This is a genomic window from Serratia sp. D1N4 (genome assembly GCF_054552755.1).
The window spans coordinates 3178122-3196870 of sequence record NZ_CM137274.1; the positions used below are offsets into that span (position 1 = coordinate 3178122).

The 18749-nt window shown below is 55.9% G+C and carries 13 protein-coding genes; 6 read left to right on the plus strand and 7 right to left on the minus strand.

Features of this window, described 5'->3' with window-relative positions:
* Window positions 1-493: 493 nt before the first annotated feature.
* The 6 genes from ACX1CU_RS14280 to xdhC all read left to right on the plus strand — a co-directional run bounded on the left by ACX1CU_RS14280 (window position 494) and on the right by xdhC (window position 8260).
* Window positions 494-1729, plus strand: a complete 1236-nt coding sequence (locus ACX1CU_RS14280) for an alginate lyase family protein (RefSeq protein ID WP_459398956.1) — start codon at window positions 494-496, stop codon at window positions 1727-1729.
* A gap of 25 nt (window positions 1730-1754) precedes the next feature.
* Entirely contained in the window at window positions 1755-3761 is a 2007-nt protein-coding gene (locus ACX1CU_RS14285; protein WP_459398957.1) for a heparinase II/III domain-containing protein, read from the plus strand.
* A gap of 70 nt (window positions 3762-3831) precedes the next feature.
* The gene (locus tag ACX1CU_RS14290; RefSeq protein WP_459398958.1) at window positions 3832-4401 is read left to right on the plus strand and encodes a nucleotidyltransferase family protein; all 570 of its coding nucleotides are present in this window, start codon (window positions 3832-3834) and stop codon (window positions 4399-4401) included.
* A gap of 209 nt (window positions 4402-4610) precedes the next feature.
* Window positions 4611-6896 carry a xanthine dehydrogenase molybdenum-binding subunit XdhA gene (gene xdhA, locus ACX1CU_RS14295; RefSeq protein WP_459398959.1) on the plus strand — a complete coding sequence of 762 codons (2286 nt, stop codon included), beginning with the start codon at window positions 4611-4613 and terminating at the stop codon, window positions 6894-6896.
* A 12-nt stretch (window positions 6897-6908) separates the two neighbouring features.
* A complete protein-coding gene (xdhB, locus tag ACX1CU_RS14300; RefSeq protein ID WP_459398960.1) occupies window positions 6909-7790 on the plus strand; it encodes a xanthine dehydrogenase FAD-binding subunit XdhB in 882 nt (293 codons plus the stop codon).
* Window positions 7784-8260, plus strand: coding sequence for a xanthine dehydrogenase iron sulfur-binding subunit XdhC (gene xdhC, locus ACX1CU_RS14305; RefSeq protein ID WP_459398961.1), 477 nt, complete (start codon window positions 7784-7786; stop codon window positions 8258-8260). The genes xdhB and xdhC overlap by 7 nt, the downstream gene beginning before the upstream one ends.
* 63 nt (window positions 8261-8323) lie before the next feature.
* On the opposite strand, the gene ACX1CU_RS14310 is transcribed toward xdhC, so the two are convergent.
* The 7 genes from ACX1CU_RS14310 to ygfM form a co-directional block, all read right to left on the minus strand.
* Window positions 8324-9250 carry an Rpn family recombination-promoting nuclease/putative transposase gene (locus tag ACX1CU_RS14310; protein ID WP_459398962.1) on the minus strand — a complete coding sequence of 309 codons (927 nt, stop codon included), beginning with the start codon at window positions 9248-9250 and terminating at the stop codon, window positions 8324-8326.
* A 213-nt stretch (window positions 9251-9463) separates the two neighbouring features.
* Window positions 9464-10378, minus strand: coding sequence for an Rpn family recombination-promoting nuclease/putative transposase (locus ACX1CU_RS14315; RefSeq protein WP_459398963.1), 915 nt, complete (start codon window positions 10376-10378; stop codon window positions 9464-9466).
* A gap of 165 nt (window positions 10379-10543) precedes the next feature.
* Entirely contained in the window at window positions 10544-11908 is a 1365-nt protein-coding gene (locus tag ACX1CU_RS14320) for an NCS2 family permease (RefSeq protein WP_459398964.1), read from the minus strand.
* A gap of 45 nt (window positions 11909-11953) precedes the next feature.
* Complete coding sequence (gene guaD, locus ACX1CU_RS14325; RefSeq protein ID WP_459398965.1) at window positions 11954-13270, minus strand: guanine deaminase; 1317 nt, start codon at window positions 13268-13270, stop codon at window positions 11954-11956.
* A gap of 27 nt (window positions 13271-13297) precedes the next feature.
* Entirely contained in the window at window positions 13298-14713 is a 1416-nt protein-coding gene (locus tag ACX1CU_RS14330) for a nucleobase:cation symporter-2 family protein (RefSeq protein ID WP_459398966.1), read from the minus strand.
* A 380-nt stretch (window positions 14714-15093) separates the two neighbouring features.
* Window positions 15094-17973 (minus strand): molybdopterin-dependent oxidoreductase Mo/Fe-S-binding subunit, encoded by a 2880-nt coding sequence (locus ACX1CU_RS14335; RefSeq protein ID WP_459402815.1) that lies wholly within the window; start codon window positions 17971-17973, stop codon window positions 15094-15096.
* Complete coding sequence (gene ygfM / locus ACX1CU_RS14340; protein ID WP_459398967.1) at window positions 17973-18749, minus strand: molybdopterin-dependent oxidoreductase FAD-binding subunit; 777 nt, start codon at window positions 18747-18749, stop codon at window positions 17973-17975. The genes ACX1CU_RS14335 and ygfM overlap by 1 nt, the downstream gene beginning before the upstream one ends.

An 18749-nucleotide genomic window follows, 5' to 3' on the forward strand; every position in this document is an offset into this window, starting at 1 on the left:
TATCACGAAAATGGAGTGAACCAGATTAATTTATATTTTAAAGAAGTACTGAGCCATTAAATAGAATGCCATTTTGAAACACAATGCCATAAAATAGAAATCATGTTTCAAAATTTAAAAACTTGCTATTGATCACATCAAGAAGTGACTAAAAAAGTGACAAAATAAATTATATATTAAAAATCAATTCATTATAAAATGCGCGCTTTCTATTAAAAAATAAAAAAATGTTGATAAACCTTGTTTACCGTGATGGATAGCTCATTTTTTAGGGCTATTTTTAATCTCATCATTAAACTTGAAGTACATCAAAAAAAAAACCACCCGGCCTCTTACACTGCGCCATTACCACTATGAAACATTATTTAACTTTCATTTTGTTCGGAAACAAATAACATCAAAAAGCATTAAGTAATATTTTCTAACCTCGTGGTTAGCGGATGTTTATCGTCCAAAAATTAATAAAAACGTCCTCTGGTAAATGGAGAAAATTATGCGACCAATAAAAATGACTTTATTATCCCGCGGCTCTTGGCTGGCACTGGCCGTTGCTGCCGCACTGCAAGTTACGGCTTCCTATGCGGCACAGGCACATCCGCTGATCGTTAAACTTGATGACTTGCAGTACAGCCAGCAACAACTGGCAGCGCAAAATCCAGCGTTTGTCGGTGCCTATAACGCACTCATCGTCAAAGCAGATAAGGCTCTTGGCAAACCCGCGTATTCGGTAATGGATAAAAGCCTGACCGCCGCCAGCGGCGACAAACATGACTACTTCAGCTTTCCGCCCTATTGGTGGCCAGATCCGGCCAAAAAAGACGGGCTGCCTTATGTACGCAAAGACGGCGAAACCAACCCTGCGGCCAACAGCGATGCCACCGATAAAAAACGCCTGAACAGCATGAGTGATGACGTCTGGACGCTGGCGCTCGCCTGGCAGTTCAGCCAAAAACCGGCCTACGCTGAAAAGGCGCGCGATCAGCTCGTCACCTGGTTTATCAACCCGCAAACCCGCATGAACCCGAACCTGCAATATGCCCAGGCGATCCCTGGGATTAACGACGGGCGCGGCATCGGGCTGATCGACAGCCGGGCACTGGTGGAGGTGATCGACGCGGTGGAACTGCTGCGCCCAGCCAAGGTGCTCAGCGAGGACGATTACCAGAAAATCAAACAATGGTATGGCGATTTTTACCAATGGATGACCACCAGCCAGAACGGTTTTGAAGAGGACAACTGGCATAACAACCACGGTACCTACTTCGACCTGCAAGCCGCGTCATTTGCCCTGTTCAGCGGCAATCTTCCCGAGGCGAAAAAACGCCTGCAAATCACCCAACTGCGGCGTATTGCTTCCCATTTTGATATCGAAGGCCGCCAGATGGCGGAACTTGAGCGTACCCGCCCGTGGCATTACAGCAACTTTCACCTTGAGGCTTACAACAAGCTGGGGCGCTTAGGCGAAGTGGCTGGCGTCGACGTGTGGAATTTTGCCCTGGACGATCACAGCCTGCGTAAAGGCTACGGCTACATTGCCGGGTTCGTTAACAGCGATACGCCATGGCCGTGGAAAGACATCGACAAAATGGATGCCAAAAAAGCCTTGGTCAATATGGTGAGTGCTGCCCGCGCATGGCCCGACGATAAACAGTTCAGCGAAAAGGCCCAATGGCTGATGGCGACTTATCCTGATGAAATCACTACGCTTATCACCCCACTAAAACACTGATGCCAGGGAATAGGGATTAACAGCGATGAAGCAGTTCACCACGCAACAACTTATTCTCTTGAGGAAACGAGCGGCTCAGCAACCGCAGGTGATTGAGCGCTTGAAAGCGCAAAACGCCGTGGTGCTCAATAGCCCGGTTCAAGTCCCGGAAACCGCCGTAGCCACCTGGAATCTTTACTATTTTTGCCCGGATCACGGCGTGCGGTTGGTATGGGAACGCCATTGCCCTAACCGCCATCGCTGCCCGGTGGATGACCAGTTGTTTAGCGGTGAACCCTATGACGGCGCCTGGTGGCGTGAGATGAACGGCCTGAATGCCAAAGCCTGCCATCAGTTGGGGTTGCTGTGGCAGTTGACCGGCGCGGCGGAGTACTTGGATAAGGTCACGGCGATGTTGACCGCCTATGCGGCGTTCTATCCCGATTACCAAGTGCACGGCAATATTCCTTACAACGGGCCGGGCAAAATGAATGCACAGACCCTGTGCGAAGCCAACTGCCTGCTCGACTTTGCGCTGGGTTTTGATTACATCGCCGAAGCGCTAACGGCGCAACAGCGCGACGACATCACAGACCGCCTGCTGCGCTGTGGAGCGGAGTTTCTGATGGTCCACCGCACGCCGCAGTTGCATAACCATGAAGTGAAGATCGGCAGCGCTATCGGCGTGCTGGGGTTTATTCTGCAAGATGAAGCGTTGCTGGAGTTTGCCGTCAATCAGCCCTATGGCCTGCGCTACCAGCTTGAACATGGGCTGTTTGACGAAGGGTTATGGTTTGAAGGCTCGATCCATTATCACTTTTACGCGCTACAGGGTTTTCTGGCGTTTGAAAAGCTGGCCAAAGGCAGCCGCTGGAGCCTGCTGGATACCCCTTTCTACCGCAAAATGCTCAGTTTCCCGCTGCAACTGCTGATGCCGGACGGCAGTTTCCCGCGTATTAACGACTGTATTTATGGCCAGGAAAGGCTCGATCACAGCGACGTCTACGAGTTTGCCTGGTCTTGCTACCGGGATGACGCCTACGCGGCGGCGCTACAGGCGATTTATCGCGCCACACCGCGTGCCAATATCGACGCATTGCTCTACGGCACCGATCTGCCTTCTCAACCGCTGGAGGTGATCCCGCAGCAGAATCTGCATGCGCCGAGCTGCGGGATCACTATCTGGCGTAACCCCGCCAAACGTCGAGCATTGCTGGTGAAACACACGCCCTACGGCGGCGAACATGACCATTACGATCGGCTGAGCCTGATTTTGTTCAACCAGGGCAAAGAGATCCTGCCCGATCTCGGTACTACCGGCTATGGCGCGCGGATGCACTATGCCTACTACAAAAACAGCGCCACCCACAACACGCTGGCAGTGAACCAAACTAATCAGCCTCCGGCGGTGCCGCAGGTGCTCCATTATCATCAAGATGAGGCGTTTTGCTGGCTGGATGCGGAAGTGGACTGGCGAAAAGCCCCGCCGATGCTGGACAGCCATACCCGGCTAGAATGGGACAGCCAAGCCTACCGCGATGTCTATTTTCGCCGCCGCCTGCTGTGGCTGGAGGGGGCGTTGATCGACATCAGCAGCATAGAAAATCCGCATCAGCAGCAGTTGGACTGGGCGCTGCATCTGCCGGGCAAAGCGCTGGATGCCACCGGCAATGCGGCCAATTTCAGCCAGCATGGGCCGCTGGCGGTGATGCACGATGCGCTGGTAACGCCGCTGATCAATAGCCAGCCACGCCATTTTGCGGTTTCGCGTAAGGGGCAAGCCCTGTGGCTGCATGGTGATGCCATGCTGTGGCAAGGCGCTGCCCCCGCTAACCCGGCAGTGGCCGATTTAAGCTATCTGACGCTGCGCAGCCATCAACCACGGGCAGAGTTTATTTGCGTGTGGGATTTTGATAATAAGCAGCCGATAACCGACATGCAGGTGAAGCGGGATGGTAGCGGCCTACGCATTCAGATACGGCGCGGTGAGTTCACCCTGGTCGTCGAAGTGAATGACGATGCCGGTCAACTACCGCAGATGCACACACGGTAAGATTGTTTTGGCTATACACAACGCGGGGATCTCTGTAACAATCAAAATTGTATGCAAGGAGATCAATAACATGACAACGGGCATTGTAATCACCGCCGCCGGGCGTGGTGAGCGCTTCACCCAGGCCGGTGGCACAGGGAATAAACTCAACGCTGCTCTGCATGGCAGCACGGTGTTTGAACTGACGCTGCAACAGGCGCTGGCGTCCGGCCTGCCGGTGCAGGTGGTGACCCGGCCAGAAAACCTGCCGGTACAGCACGCCTGTGCCGCGCATCAGGTGCCGGTCACACTGCTGGCGAGCGGTGGGCTGGGGGAATCTATCGCCGCTGGCGTTGCGGCAACCTCAGATTGGGATGGCTGGCTGATTCATCTGGCAGATATGCCCTTCGTCACGCCAACGGTATTTCTGCAAGTGGCGAGCGCGTTGCAGCAGCACAGTATCGTTCGCCCTGTCTGCCAACAGCAGCCGGGCCATCCGGTGGGTTTTTCCGCCGCCTGGCACCGCGCATTGTGCTGCTTGAGTGGCGATCGCGGTGCCCGTGAACTCCTCAGCCGCGAACCGGTTTACCTGCTGCCTATCGATCAACCTGGCATCGTACAGGATATCGATCTGCCGTCACAGTTACCGCCTAGCCCGTAAGTTGATGCGGTTATCAACCTGATAATCCCCTTATCAGATTGATAAATTATCGCCGCATAGCCAGATCCTTTGCCCATCAGAACCGCCCTGATTCTGCCGAAAACCAGTATCAACTCACGAAATTCACATTATCCCCACGAATCAACCGATTATGGCCTGCAAGTTGCTGTTACCCCTCTAGCGGTTTTTTCTATCATCAGGGGGCCAATATGGCTTTAGGAGTGTCGCTTAAACGCGTTGATGCAGAAGCTAAAGTCACCGGTCGGGCCCGCTACACTGACGATCTCAGCATGCCCGGCATGCGCTATGCCAAGTATGTCCGCAGCCCGATCGCACACGGCCTGGTTACGCGAATTGATACCCAGAAAGCTCTGCAATTGCCGGGCGTAGAAGCCATCTTCACCTATCAGGATGTCCCGCAGCAGTGCTTCCCAACCGCAGGCCATGCCTGGTCGCTGGATGCCAATAAGCTCGACGTGGCGGATAAGCAACTGCTGACCGGCCATGTGCGCCACCACGGTGATGGCGTGGCAATTGTGGTCGCCTGCGATCCGCTGACGGCAGAAAAAGCCGCCCTGCTGGTCGAGGTTGAATATCAGGAACTGCCGGTGATGACCACCGCCGCGACCGCGCTGGCGGCCGATGCTCCGTTGCTGCACGGCGGCACCAGCAACCTGCTGAAACAGCACGCGCTGAAAGGTGGCGATCCGGATGCGGTATTGGCTGCGGCGGAGGTATTGGTTGCAGGCCATTACCGAACGCAGGTGGTGCAGCATTGCCACCTGGAAGGGGTGATCTCCTACGCCTATATGGATCAGATGAGACGGATAGTGATCGTCTCCAGCACCCAAATCCCCCATATTGTACGCCGCGTGGTCGGCCAGGCGCTGAGCATGCCGTGGTCAGCCATCCGGGTGATTAAACCCTATCTCGGCGGCGGTTTTGGCAATAAGCAAGATGTGCTGGAAGAACCAATGTGCGCGTTTCTGACCTGGAAACTCGGCGGCATACCGGTCAAAGTCGAACTGAGCCGCGAGGAGTGCTTTTTAGCCTCCCGCACCCGGCATTCGTTTGCGGTCAGCGGCAAGCTGGGCGTAAGCCGCGATGGCATCCTGCAAGCCTACAGCCTGGACGTGCTGTCCAACACCGGGGCTTACGCTTCCCATGGCCATTCGATCGCCGCCGCCGGGGCCAATAAAATCGCTTATTTATACCCGCGCATCGCCCTCGGTTACCAGGCCACTACTTATTACTCCAACCTGCCCAATGCCGGGGCGATGCGCGGCTATGGTGCTCCACAGGTGACCTTTGCCCTGGAATGCATGATCGACGAGGCTGCTGCCCAGTTAGGCATGGATCCTCTCGAGTTGCGGATTAAAAACGTTGCCCGCCAAGGGGATACCAATCCGCTGAATCATAAGCCAATCCACAGCGCCGGTATTCTTGAATGCCTGCTGAAAGGCCGTGAGCTATTTGAATGGGATACACGCCGCGCCGCCTGCCTGAATCAAACCGGGCCGATCCGCCGCGGCGTTGGCGTGGCTTGCCTGAGCTATGCTTCCAATACTTATCCGGTGGGCGTGGAGATCGCCAGCGCCCGCCTGCTGATGAATCAGGATGGCACCATCAACCTGCAAATTGGTGCCACGGAAATTGGCCAAGGCTCGGATACGGTGTTCGCCCAAATGGCGGCAGAAACCGTCGGCGTGCCCTTCTCATCCATTTATGTTATCTCCACGCAAGACACCGATATCACCGCCTACGATCCCGGTGCGTTTGCTTCAAGGCAAAGTTACGTTACCGCCCCGGCCATTCGCCAAGCCGCTAGCGAACTGCGCGCCAAAATCATCCGGCATGCGGCCACGATGTGCGGCCAGCCCGAGTGGGCACTGGATGTCGTTAATGGCGAAGTGGTGTTTAAAGCTCAGCCGGAAAAGGTGCTGTTCTCGGTGCAACAGGTTTCCATGAGTGCCCATTACGATCAGGAGATCGGCGGGCAGCTGATGGCCGAAGTTTCCTGCAAGACCCGCAGCAACCCACCGGCTTTTGGCTGCACCTTTGTCGATCTCACCGTTGATATCCCGCTGTGCAAAGTCACTATCAACAAGATTATCAATCTGCATGACTCCGGCCAGATCCTTAACCCATTGCTGGCCGAGGGCCAGGTGCATGGCGGAATGGGCATGGGGATTGGCTGGACGCTGTTCGAAGAGATGATTATTGACGAGAAAAGCGGCATCGTGCGCAACCCTAACCTGCTGGATTACAAATTCCCGACCATTCTCGATCTGCCCGATCTGGAGTGCGCATTTATTGAAACCTACGAACCGCAATCCGCCTACGGGCATAAGGCCTTGGGTGAACCGCCGCTGATTTCACCCGCCCCGGCGATTCGTAATGCCATCTGGCTGGCAACCGGCGTGAAGATAGATGAGCTACCGCTGACGCCAAAAACGCTGTACCGGCATTTCGCGCAAGCGGGCCTGATCGAGTAACAGGAGAACAGCATGTACGATATCGCGCACTATTATCGGGCAGCCAGCATAGGCGATGCCGTGCGGCAATTGGCGGCCGATCCCCAGGCCAAGCTGATTGCTGGCGGTACCGATGTGTTAATCCAACTGCATCATATGAACGACAAATATCGCCACCTGGTGGATATTCATGATTTGGCAGAATTGAACGGCATCAACCTGCTGCCAGATGGCACGCTGCGCGTCGGCAGCGGTACTACCTTCAGCCAGATTATCGACTCCCCATTAGTTCAGCGTTACGTGCCCGTGCTGGCCGAAGCCGCCGCTACCATCGCCGGGCCGCAGGTGCGCAACCGCGCCACGCTGGGTGGCAATATCTGCAACGGAGCTACCAGTGCAGACTCGGCTTCACCTTGCATAGTGATGGAGGCCGAGTTGGAGATCGCTACCGTTACTGGGTTGCGCCGCACCCCGTTACTCGGGTTCCATACCGGCCCCGGCAAGGTGGCGCTGGAGCACAGTGAAGTGGTGGTGGCGTTTCTGTTCCAGCCGCTGCATTACCAACACTATGGTGCCAGCTACTACAAATACGCCATGCGCGATGCGATGGATATCGCCACCATCGGTTGCGCTGCTGCCTGCAAAGTCGAAAATGGTCACTTCAGCGCGGTGAAGATCGCCTTTGGCGTTGCGGCCCCGACGCCGATCCGTGCGCCCCATGCCGAAGCCGCCGCGCTCGGCCGCCCTGTCAATCCGCAAACCCTCGCCGCCGTGCGTGAGGCCGTGATGCGCGACGTGCTGCCGCGCTCGTCATGGCGCGCCAGCAAAGAGTTCCGCATGCAAGTCATACATACGCTGGCAGAACGCGTTCTGGCCCAGGCGGCCCAACGCGCAGAAGGAGAGTTATCATGGTGATCAACTGCACGATCAATGGCCGCCGGTATCAGTTCACGGTGGATCCCCGCTGGTCGCTGATGGAGTTACTGCGCCAACAGGGGCTCAACAGCGTCAAGCAAGGGTGCAGCGTTGGTGAGTGCGGAGCCTGCACGGTGCTGATCGATGATATCGCCACCGATACCTGTATTTATCTGGCGGTTTGGGCCGACGGCAAAACGATTCGAACGACTGAAGGTGAAGTGAAAAATGGCGAACTATCCGCCGTGCAGCAGGCATATGTGAATACTGGGGCAGTGCAATGTGGGTTTTGTACGCCGGGATTGGTGATGGCGAGCACTTCGATGGTGGAACGCTTTCGCGGCAAACGCCTTACCGAGCAGGAGATCCGCCGCGGTCTAGCCGGGAATTTATGCCGCTGCACCGGCTACACCGCGATCGTGAAAGCGGTTCAGCAGGCGCAGTTACTGGATGAGGAAACGCCTGACTGATTTGTTGACTGAACTCATCGGCAGCGTCTGCGCGGTTTCATACCGCTGACACTGCCGCTAGGATTAATGGTGGATTTTCGCCAAATCTTCTGCGGAAAGGCCGGTCAGTTCCGTCACCAGAGTGCGATCAAGACCGCTAGCCAGCATGGAGCGGGCGATTTTCAAGGTAGCTTCACGCTCCCCCTCCTGCCGACCCTCTATACGGCCTTCAATACGACCTTTCTCAATGCCTTGTTGTTCGAGTTTCTGTGCAATGGTCATTAATACCTCCTCATGCTGTGGTGCACGTTTTGCCAATTCACGGATAAAGGCTCCCGGTATGGCCGTGTCACCCACTTGCAGCACATAATTCATCAGCGATGCCAGTTGATCGTCGGTAGTGTATCCGGCCAACAACAATGTGACCAGTTGTTCCAGCAGTTCGCCCAGGTCACGTTGATGTACATGCTTTTGTAGCAGTTCCAAAATGGCCATGCGGCGGTGTTGCATGATGTCATCATCTGGAATGACGGTAACGTCAACCAGCGGAAAATGGCCAGCATAAAGCTGCCTGGCCAACTCGGGTTCACTGAATGCCTCCAGCCAACTCATGGAATAAGGATAAGGCGTGACCCGCCCATGGTAAAACAGGATCGGAATAACCAGGGGGAGTTGGTCGTGACCGGCTGCCAGATGGCGCTGCATCGCCGCAATGGCATAACGCAGCAAACGGAATGCCATATGCCTGTCGGGAGAGCTTTGATGCTCGATCAACGCGTAAACATAGCCATCCCCTTCTCCTGTTTTCAGCGAGTAGAGAACGTCAGAGTAATAGGCTCGAAGATCGCGCTCGATAAAACTGCCGGACTCTAGCTTTAACGTGCTGAGATCACAACATCGCCGCAGCGCGGGCGGTAAATGCAATTCCAGAAAGTCGCGGGCGGTGTCTGGGTGGGTAAGGAACTGTTTGAATACCGCATCATGCAGAGAGGGGGTGGTGGTTTTTCTCATGTCGGCCATCCTGGACTTAACATGCCCTGAATTTACGACAGGCTGTTATATGTTCCTATTATGACCACCAAGATTCTGGTATTGGCTCGCAAAGTCTCTTGAGCAGTAATGCAACAAGCGCAGTGACTGGATAAGGAAACGCCTGGCTGATTTGTTGACTGAACTCATCGGCAGCGTCTGCGCGGTTTCATACCGCTGACGCTGCCGCTAGGATTAATGGTGGATTTTCGCCAAATCTTCTGCGGAAAGGCCGGTCAGTTCCGTCACCAGAGTGCGATCAAGACCGCTAGCCAGCATGGAGCGGGCGATTTTCAAGGTAGCTTCACGCTCCCCCTCCTGCCGACCCTCTATACGACCTTTCTCAATGCCTTGTTGTTCGAGTTTTTGTGCAATGGTCATTAATACCTCCTCATGCTGTGGTGCACGTTTTGCCAATTCACGGATAAAGGCTCCCGGTACGGCCGTGTCACCCACTTGCAGCACATAATTCATCAGCGATGCCAGTTGATCGTCGGTAGTGTATCCGGCCAACAACAATCTGACCAGTTGTTCCAGCAGTTCGCCCAGATCACGTTGATGTACATGCTTTTGTAGCAGTTCCAAAATGGCCATGCGGCGGTGTTGCATGATGTCATCATCTGGAATGACGGTAACGTCAACCAGCGGAAAATGGCCAGCATAAAGCTGCCTGGCCAACTCGGGTTCACTGAATGCCTCCAGCCAACTCATGGAATAAGGATAAGGCGTGACTCGCCCATGGTAAAACAGGATCGGAATAACCAGGGGGAGTTGGTCGTGACCGGCCGCCAGATGGCGCTGCATCGCCGCAATGGCATAACGCAGCAAACGGAATGCCATATGCCTGTCGGGAGAACTTTGATGCTCGATCAACGCGTAAACATAGCCATCCCCTTCTCCTGTTTTCAGCGAGTAGAGAACGTCTGAGTAATAGGCTCGAAGATCGCGCTCGATAAAACTGCCGGACTCTAGCTTTAACGTGCTGAGATCACAACATCGCCGCAGCGCGGGCGGTAAATGCAATTCCAGAAAGTCGCGGGCGGTGTCTGGGTGGGTAAGGAACTGTTTGAATACCGCATCATGCAGAGAGGGGGTGGTGGTTTTTTTCATGTCGGCCATCCTGGACTTAACATGCCCTGAATTTACGACAGGCTGTTACATATTCACATTATGACCGCCAAGATTCTGATACTGGCTCGCAAAGTCTCTTGATCAACAAAGCTGAGCAAGAGACCGTATTTTAGCGAAAAGAGAGAAAATTGCTGGCTTCAGTGGTTAAATCGCCCATCCCCCGGCATAAAACGCCACCAGTGCCACCGCGATAATCACCGTACCGATATTCAGCTTACGCCACTCATTCGAGCAGACGCGGCCAATCACCAGCGTGCTGAAGCCCAGCATAATGCCGGTTACAATATTACAGGTCAGCACGATGAACACCGCGCATACCAAACCGGACATCGCATCCACAAAGTCGTCGAAATCCAGCTTGGCAACGTTGCTCAACATCAGCAGGCCAACGTACATCAGCGCTGGCGCAGTGGCGTAGCCAGGCACCAGGTAAGATAGCGGTGACAGGAACAGCATCAGCAGAAACAACACCCCCACCACCGCCGCGGTGACGCCGGTTTTCCCCCCGGCCGCCGTTCCGGCAGCGGATTCAATGTAAACCGCCGCCGGTGAGGCACCGACCAGCGCGGAAAACATGCTGCTCATCGAGTCGGCGGTTAACGCCCGGCCTCCGTTGATGATCTGCCCATCTTCGTCCAATAGATTGGCCTGCCCGGCCACCGCGCGGATGGTGCCGGTGGCATCAAACACCGCCGTCATCACCAACGCCAGCACGCTCGGCAACACCAACGGGTTCAGCGCACCTTTGATATCCAGGCTGAAGATCAGCGACTGGCCGTCCGGCCCGCTCAGGCTCGGCAACGCGAACAATCCCTGATATTTCACATTCGGATCAAACATCAGCCCGACCACGGAAATACCGACGATCACCAATAAAATCCCACCCGGCACGCGCAGCTTCTCCAGCCCGAGGATCACCGCCAGCCCAAGCAGCGACATCATCACCGGGAAAGAAGCAAATGACCCCAGCGCCACGGGCAAACCGTCCAGCGGGTTCTTGATCACCATACCGACACCGTTGGCGGCAATCAGCAGCAGGAACAGACCGATGCCTATCCCGGTGCCATGGGCGATGCCCATCGGCAGGTTACGCAAAATCCACGAACGCACGCCGGTCACCGAAATGGCGGTAAACAGCAGCCCCATCAGGAAGATCGCCCCCAACGCTACCGGAACGCTGATATGCTGGCCCAGCACCAGGCTGAAAGCGGTAAACGCCGTCAAAGAAATGGCACAGCCGATCGCCATCGGCAGGTTGGCCCACAGCCCCATCACCAATGAGCCGACACCGGCCACCAGGCAGGTGGCCACAAACACCGCCGCAGGCGGGAAACCGGCCTTGCCCAACATGCCGGGCACCACAATCACCGAATAGACCATCGCCAGAAAGGTGGTCAGCCCTGCCAGCACCTCCTGCCGTATACTGCTGCCCCGCGCGGTAATGTTAAAATAGGTATCTATTGAACGGGTTGCTTTCTCTGACGTCACCTGCGAAAAATGATTAGACATTGCTATGCCCTCTGAAGGTCTGCATTCGTTATCAGCTACGCTTCTTTAAGTGCGTTCATATACCAACCGGCCGTCCACATAGGTACGATAAATCGACCGGTCATCCCCTAGCGTCATCATGACAAATAGCTTATCGATCAAGGTTGTTGAATTGTCGTAGCGCAGCTGTTGCAGCGGCGTGGCCGTCGGCTCCAGCACCACGAAATCGGCCTCTTTACCGACGTTAAAATTACCAATGGTCTCTGCCAGCCCGAGCGCATCGGCACCGCCCAGCGTAGCCAGATAAAACGCCTCATAGGCCGACAGCCGATAGCTCTGCAACTGCATCACCTTGTAGGCTTCGTTCAGCGTTTGCAGCATATTGAAGGTGGTTCCCGCGCCGATATCGGTACCCATCCCAACCTTGATTTTCTTGCGCCAGGCGTTTTGCAGATTGAACAAACCGCTGCCGAGGTACAGGTTGGAGGTCGGGCAAAACGCGATGGAAGAATGGGTATCGCGCAGGCAATCCCATTCAGCATCTTCCAGGTGAATGCAGTGGGCAAACACGCTGTTTTTGCCGGTCAAACCGTAGTGATGGTAAACATCCAGATAGCTTTTACGCTCCGGGTACAAGGCTTTTACCCAGGCGATTTCCTCTTTATTTTCCGATAAATGGGTGTGCAGGTAAGTATCCGGGTACTCCCGGCGCAGGCGCTGGGCCACCGCCAGCTGTTCTGGCGTCGAGGTCGGCGCAAAGCGCGGAGTGATGGCATACAGCAGGCGGCCATTGCGGTGCCAACGCTCAATCAGCGCCTTGCTCTGGGTATAACTGCTTTCAGCGGTGTCCAGCAGATAGTCCGGCGCGTTGCGATCCATCATCACCTTGCCCGCGATCAACCGCATATTGATGTGATGCGCCGCCTCAAACAGCGCCTCTACCGATTCGGGATGCACGGTGCCAAAAACCAGCGCGGTGGTGGTGCCATTGCGCAGCAGTTGTTTGATGAAAAAGGCCGACATTTCACGGGCATATTCCAGGTCGTTGTAGCGTTTTTCTGCCGGGAACGTGTGCTTGTTCAGCCAGTCCAGCAGTTGCTCGCCATAGGCTCCCACCATTTCACATTGCGGATAATGAATATGGGTGTCGACAAATCCCGGCACGATCATTTTGCCACTGTAATCACGCACCCGGATGCTGGCCGGGATCCGGTGATGCCCGTCTGCCCAGGTGCCAAACCAGTCCACATGGCCATTACGGATTAACAACAAACCGTCTTTGATAAAACGCAGATGGCCTTCTATTTCTTCAGGGCACTGCACGGTGCGGGTAATATCCAGAAAGCTGCCGCGCACGGCCTTGATTGAGGGTTCACACTCCATACCAACATTCCTTATAAACGGGTGACGTTAATCCGTATTCTTTTCCGCAACGGTAACGTCTAATTCGGCGTTCCCTACGCGGCGGCTTTCGTTATTATTCAGCGGTATCAGCAAGTTCAGGAAAATAGCCGTCAGCCCACCGGCACAAATCGGGTTTTCCACCAGAACGTAAATTGAGGCGGGTAGTACGCGGAAGACTTCCGGATCGTAAGAAACACCCAGGCCCAATCCCAAAGAGGTGGCGACAATAATGGTTTCTCGGCGGTTTAATCCGTTGGAAATAATGATGCGGATCCCGGCGATTGCGATCATGGAAAACATCAGCGTCATCGCGCCGCCCAAGACCGGGGCCGGAATAGTGGTAAAGAAGCGGCCAATCACCGGGAATAACCCCAGAATAACCAGAATCACCGCGATAAATTTGCCAACGTGGCGCGAAGCCACGCCGGTCATTTGAATCACGCCGTTATTCTGGGCAAAGGTGGTCAGCGGTAATGAGCCGAGCATGGTGGCAATCACCGATACCAAACCATCGGCCAGCACGCCACCGCTCAGGCGCGAGGTATATTCTTCCCCTTTAATGGGCCGGTTGGACACCATTGCCGTGGCGGTAATATCCCCCACCGCTTCCAGCACGCTCAGTAAATAGATAGTTCCTGCCACCAGAAAGGCGTGCAGATCAAACGAGAAGCCATATTTGAACGGCACCGGAACGGTGATCAGCGGCAGGTTCTGCATCACGGTAAAATCGACCATGCCCAAACACAGCGCCACCACATAGCCGACGATGATACCAATGGCGATACCGCCCATGCGCAGCAGTGCGTTTTGGCAGCAGTTAAAGGCGATCACCACCAGCAACACCAGCAGGCCAACGCCGATGCTTTCATAATTGCCAAAGGTGCCGCTGCTTTTGGCGGAAAAACCGCCGCCGAAGTCGATAATCCCGACCTTGATCAAGCTCAGGCCAATCATCAGCACCACAATGCCGCTGACCGTTGGCGTAATCACCCGCTTCAGATAAGGCAAAATAAACGAGGAGCCCACTACCAGAAAAGCCCCGACAAAAGAGACGCCGAGCAAGGTGGAAAGCATTGCTTCCACATGCAGGCCGTCGGCTTTCATGGTGCTGCCCAGGGCAATCATTACCGTGACAAAAGAGAAGTTAACCGATTGGATCGACAATAAACCGGATCCAATGCGGCCGTAGCGGTTCACCTGTAACCAGGTACCAATACCCGAAGCAATCATCGCCATTGAAACCAGATAGGCAGTGACGTCTGGCGGCAATGCCAGCGCGGTGCCAACAATTAATGCCGGAGCCACCATCGGTACAAAAATAGCCAGCAAATGGGTAATCGCACTAATAACACTTTGGTTAAACGGCGGCTTATCATCAACGTGATAAATAAGATCGCTGCTTGCGGTAGGTATATCAGACATCTCTTTACTCCCTTCCAGTAAATTTGATCATCTGATTCAATAAACACGCGTTAACTGCTCCACGCCCTGCACTTTCGCCATGTTAAATCCGCCGGCTAACCTGAGTAATACCGGTCAGTTAAGACTAACCAATTCCCTCTCCTTGGGGAGAGGGTTAGGGGAAGATCTCCGCACGACAAGCCCCTCACCCCGGCCCTCTCCCACAGGGAGAGGGCCGCCACTGTTAGCGTTGTGCTAAATGAGCATGCACGTTTCTGCTTAAGTGACCGGCATTGGGCCCGCCTGAGCATTTTTACTTCGCTCATTGTCTTTATGGCGGCAATAACAGTATTGAATCGCTTTGCCCGTCGCATTGTTGATTACACGACGGGCATCTAGGCTCACGCTGACAATTTATTTAACCCCCTCAGAACTTTCTCCGGTGTGAAATGCCATTCACGCAGCCAAACGCCGCAGGCATCATGAATCGCCATGGCGATGGCCGGAGCCGCGCCGTTAACGCCGATTTCAGAGATCGATTTGGCACCGTATGGCCCTACCTGATCGTCGCTCGGCACCAGAAAGGCCTGGAAGTCGAGCGGGATATCGCCAATCTTCGGCGCGCCGTAGCTTTGCAGGTCACGGGTGATCGGTACTCCCTGACGATCGTAGATAATCTCTTCCGACATGCTGTGGCCGATAGCGCGCAGCGAGGCCCCATAAATCTGCCCCAGCGCCAGTTCCGGGTTCACCGGCGTGCCGCAGTCCAGCAAGGCGTAGAACTTATCCAGCCGGATCTCGCCGGTGCGCGTATTGACCGCCACTTCGGCGAAGTTGGCACCGAACGGGAAGGCAAAATCAGAAGAGATATAGCTTGCGGTAGCCACCAGGGTGCCAAAACCGGTGCCGGTCTCTGCTTTATGGGCGATTTGCGCGAATGACACTTCACCCTGTTTGCCACGCACCACGCCGGGTGCCGCCAGTGCCACATCAGCTTCCGGCTCACCCAACATCTGCGCGCCGTGGAACAGGATTTTTGCCCGGAGATTCTCCGCCGCGTTTTTCGCCGCGTTGCCAGAGAAGCAGGTACCGGACGAGGCATAAGCACCTTTATCAAACAGGGCGTGATCGGTATCGCCCGAGATCACGTGCACATCGGCAAACGGGCAACACAGCACTTCGGCCGCCAGCTTGCCAACCACCGTATCCAGCCCGGTGCCGATATCTGCACCGCCGGAGTGGACGATAAAGGTGCCGTCCGATTCGAGCTTAATCATGCAGTTAGCCTGATCGATATCCGGGATGCCGGATTTCTGCATGATAATCGCGACGCCGCGGCCAATCTGCCAGTCGCCGTTTTTCGCCTTCGGTGAATTCCAGCGGATCAGTTCACGCCCTTTGCGCAAGATCGGCTCCAGCGCGCAGCTGGCGGCGCTGGGCACCGAGGTCGGCATTTTACCTTCGCCGATCGCCCCAAGGATCTTCAGTTCCTGCCCTTCTACCACCCGGTTAAGCTCAATAATCTCCAGCGGGTCACGCCCCAGTTTTTCGGCCAACTCGGCCAAAACCATGGTCAGGGCAAAGTTGCCTTTTGGCGCGCCGTACCCCTGATAAGCACCGTTCGGGCAGATGTTGCTGTAATAGGTAGTCACCTGGAAGTTGACGTTGTCGCACGGATAGAGCGGCAGCGACAGCGCCGGGCCGTTGCTGGGCACCGTCAGCGCGTGGTTGCCGTAAGGGCCGGTGTTGGCGAGGAAATTCATGTCGATCGCCGTCAGGCGGCCATCTTTTTTCGCGCCGATCTTCACCTTCACTTTCGCCACGTGGCGCGAGGTATTGCTGATAAACTCCTCTTCGCGGGTGTAATGGAAATAGACCGCGCGGCCGGTGACGCAGGTGGCCCAGGCGCAGACCTCTTCCAGCAGGATGTCCTGCTTGGAGCCAAAACCGCCGCCCACCCGCTCTTTGATCACATGCACTTTGTGCTGCTTCAGCCCGACAATGCGCGCTACCTGGCGGCGCAGGTGCCATGGCACCTGGGTTGAGGCGTGGATCACCAGCCGATCGCCATCCATATAGGTGTAGCAAACGTGTTTTTCCGCCGGGCACTGCTGCACCTGCTTGGATTCATAAGTGCGCTCCAGCACCACATCCGCCTCGGCAAAACCCTGATCCACATTGCCGATGTGCCCATGGACTGCGGCAGCGATATTGCTGTGCGGCTTGGCACCAATCGGGAAGTTAATCGTCAGGTACTCACCGGCACGCTGCGCAGAACCCCGATTCTGCTCGGCCAAATCGGCGGGTGTACCGTTGACGTAGACAATCGGCTCGTCGTGCACCAGCGGGGCACCTTCCGCCATCGCTTCATCAATCGACATCACCGGCTGCAACACCTGGTATTCGACCTCAATCAACGCCAGCGCGGCCTGCGCGATCGCTTCGCTTTCGGCTACCACCGCCGCTACCCGGTCGCCCACGTGGCGCAGTTTCTGGCCAAACATCCGGCGATCCAGCGGCGAAGGCTCCGGCGCGCTCTGCCCGCCGGGGGTGTAGTAAATATCTGGGCAGTTGAGATGGGTGATCACATGCACCACCCCCGGCAGCGCTTCGGCTTGGCTGACGTCCAGGCGGGTAATCAGCGCATGAGGGTGCGGGCTGCGCAACATCTTGATGATGCAGGCGTTACGCGCCACGCGATCTTCAACATAGCAAGGCTTGGCCTGCACCATTTTCGCCGCGTCCACTTTCGGGCACAGCTTGCCAACCACGTTAAGATCGCTGCGAAACTCGGGGGCCGCCGGAGCCTGGAACTCAGGGTCGCTGCGGCGCGCTACCGCCAATGCCACCACCTGATAAAACTGCTGATAACCGGCATCGCGGCTGAACAGCCCCGATAGCGCATCGTCGATCTGCGCCCGCGTTGGCGCTGCAATGCGCTCCAATAAATCCGTCAGGATCAGCGCCGCCGCCGGGTCGTTATAGCCGGACTGCACAATCCCCACGTCCACCATCGCCTGTTGCAGCAGGCTAAGCTGGTTCCAGCTGCCAAGCGCTTCTGCGGTGGTGATCACTGCGCCGTCAAGCTGGGCGGCAATCAGCAACGAGGCGTTAACCACCACGCCGTTAAACAGAATCGCATCCGAACCGGCAAAGCCGAATCCGTCATCGCTGTCGCGGACCGAGTGCATCCCCAGCTTAAACAGCAGTTGCTGCACGTTTTCGCCGGGTTGGCACTGTATCTCTTGCGCGCTGTCATTGAGCGTAAAACGAATGTTCATCATTGTTCCCCTCCTGACGCCTGGCAACTGGCGAGCAGATCGGCCACTACTACCCCGCTGATATAGCGTTTATAGGCCACGCTGCCGCAGAGATCGTCTTTCGGAGCCACCGCTTCGGCCACCACCTTCTCCAGCGCCGCGCCGCTCAGGCCGATTTGCTCGGCGTCGCGCAGGCGGCTTGGCCGCGCCACCACCCCGCTCAGGGCGATGCGTACCTTTGATTGTGCATCGCAGGAAACGGCGGCGGTCAGCACCGCCAGCCCGGCCGCCGAACGCGCAACCTTGCGCGTGGCGCAGCAGCGGTAAGGATCCGGCAGCACCAGCTTCAGCAATAACTCCTGGTGGTAACCCGCCAGATAATCCTCCAGTTCGAGGGTATTCCCGCAGCCAATCACCACTTTGGCGCTCAGCGCCAGCAGCACCGGCAACAACACCGAATCTTTAGGCGCGGCGGCGATTTCACCGCCCAACGTAGCCTGATTGCGAATATGGCGGGAGTAGGCAAAACCCAGCGCCTCACGCAGCGCCTGCGGGATCAACGCCGCATCCATTAGCTTCTGTAAGCTGATGGTGGCCCCGATATGCAGTTCACCCTGTTGCCAACTGACCTGATCCAGCCCCAGTTGCGATAGCGCAATGGCGATCTTTCTATGGGTTTTGGTCGGCGTGGCGTTTAACTTGCTGCCGCCGCCGAAGTACACCGCCTCATCAAGAAACTGGCGTTTCAGTTCCAGCGCCTGCTGCACCGATTCCGGACGATAAAATTGCTCAATCAT

Bases quoted from the DNA above. Each gene is read 5' to 3' on its own strand.
- ACX1CU_RS14280 (WP_459398956.1), top strand. From the start codon at position 494: ATGCGACCAATAAAAATGACTTTATTATCCCGCGGCTCTTGGCTGGCA.
- ACX1CU_RS14285 (WP_459398957.1), top strand. From the start codon at position 1,755: ATGAAGCAGTTCACCACGCAACAACTTATTCTCTTGAGGAAACGAGCG.
- ACX1CU_RS14290 (WP_459398958.1), top strand. From the start codon at position 3,832: ATGACAACGGGCATTGTAATCACCGCCGCCGGGCGTGGTGAGCGCTTC.
- xdhA (WP_459398959.1), top strand. From the start codon at position 4,611: ATGGCTTTAGGAGTGTCGCTTAAACGCGTTGATGCAGAAGCTAAAGTC.
- xdhB (WP_459398960.1), top strand. From the start codon at position 6,909: ATGTACGATATCGCGCACTATTATCGGGCAGCCAGCATAGGCGATGCC.
- xdhC (WP_459398961.1), top strand. From the start codon at position 7,784: ATGGTGATCAACTGCACGATCAATGGCCGCCGGTATCAGTTCACGGTG.
- ACX1CU_RS14310 (WP_459398962.1), bottom strand. From the start codon at position 9,250: ATGAGAAAAACCACCACCCCCTCTCTGCATGATGCGGTATTCAAACAG.
- ACX1CU_RS14315 (WP_459398963.1), bottom strand. From the start codon at position 10,378: ATGAAAAAAACCACCACCCCCTCTCTGCATGATGCGGTATTCAAACAG.
- ACX1CU_RS14320 (WP_459398964.1), bottom strand. From the start codon at position 11,908: ATGTCTAATCATTTTTCGCAGGTGACGTCAGAGAAAGCAACCCGTTCA.
- guaD (WP_459398965.1), bottom strand. From the start codon at position 13,270: ATGGAGTGTGAACCCTCAATCAAGGCCGTGCGCGGCAGCTTTCTGGAT.
- ACX1CU_RS14330 (WP_459398966.1), bottom strand. From the start codon at position 14,713: ATGTCTGATATACCTACCGCAAGCAGCGATCTTATTTATCACGTTGAT.
- ACX1CU_RS14335 (WP_459402815.1), bottom strand. From the start codon at position 17,973: ATGAACATTCGTTTTACGCTCAATGACAGCGCGCAAGAGATACAGTGC.
- ygfM (WP_459398967.1), bottom strand. From the start codon at position 18,749: ATGATTGAGCAATTTTATCGTCCGGAATCGGTGCAGCAGGCGCTGGAA.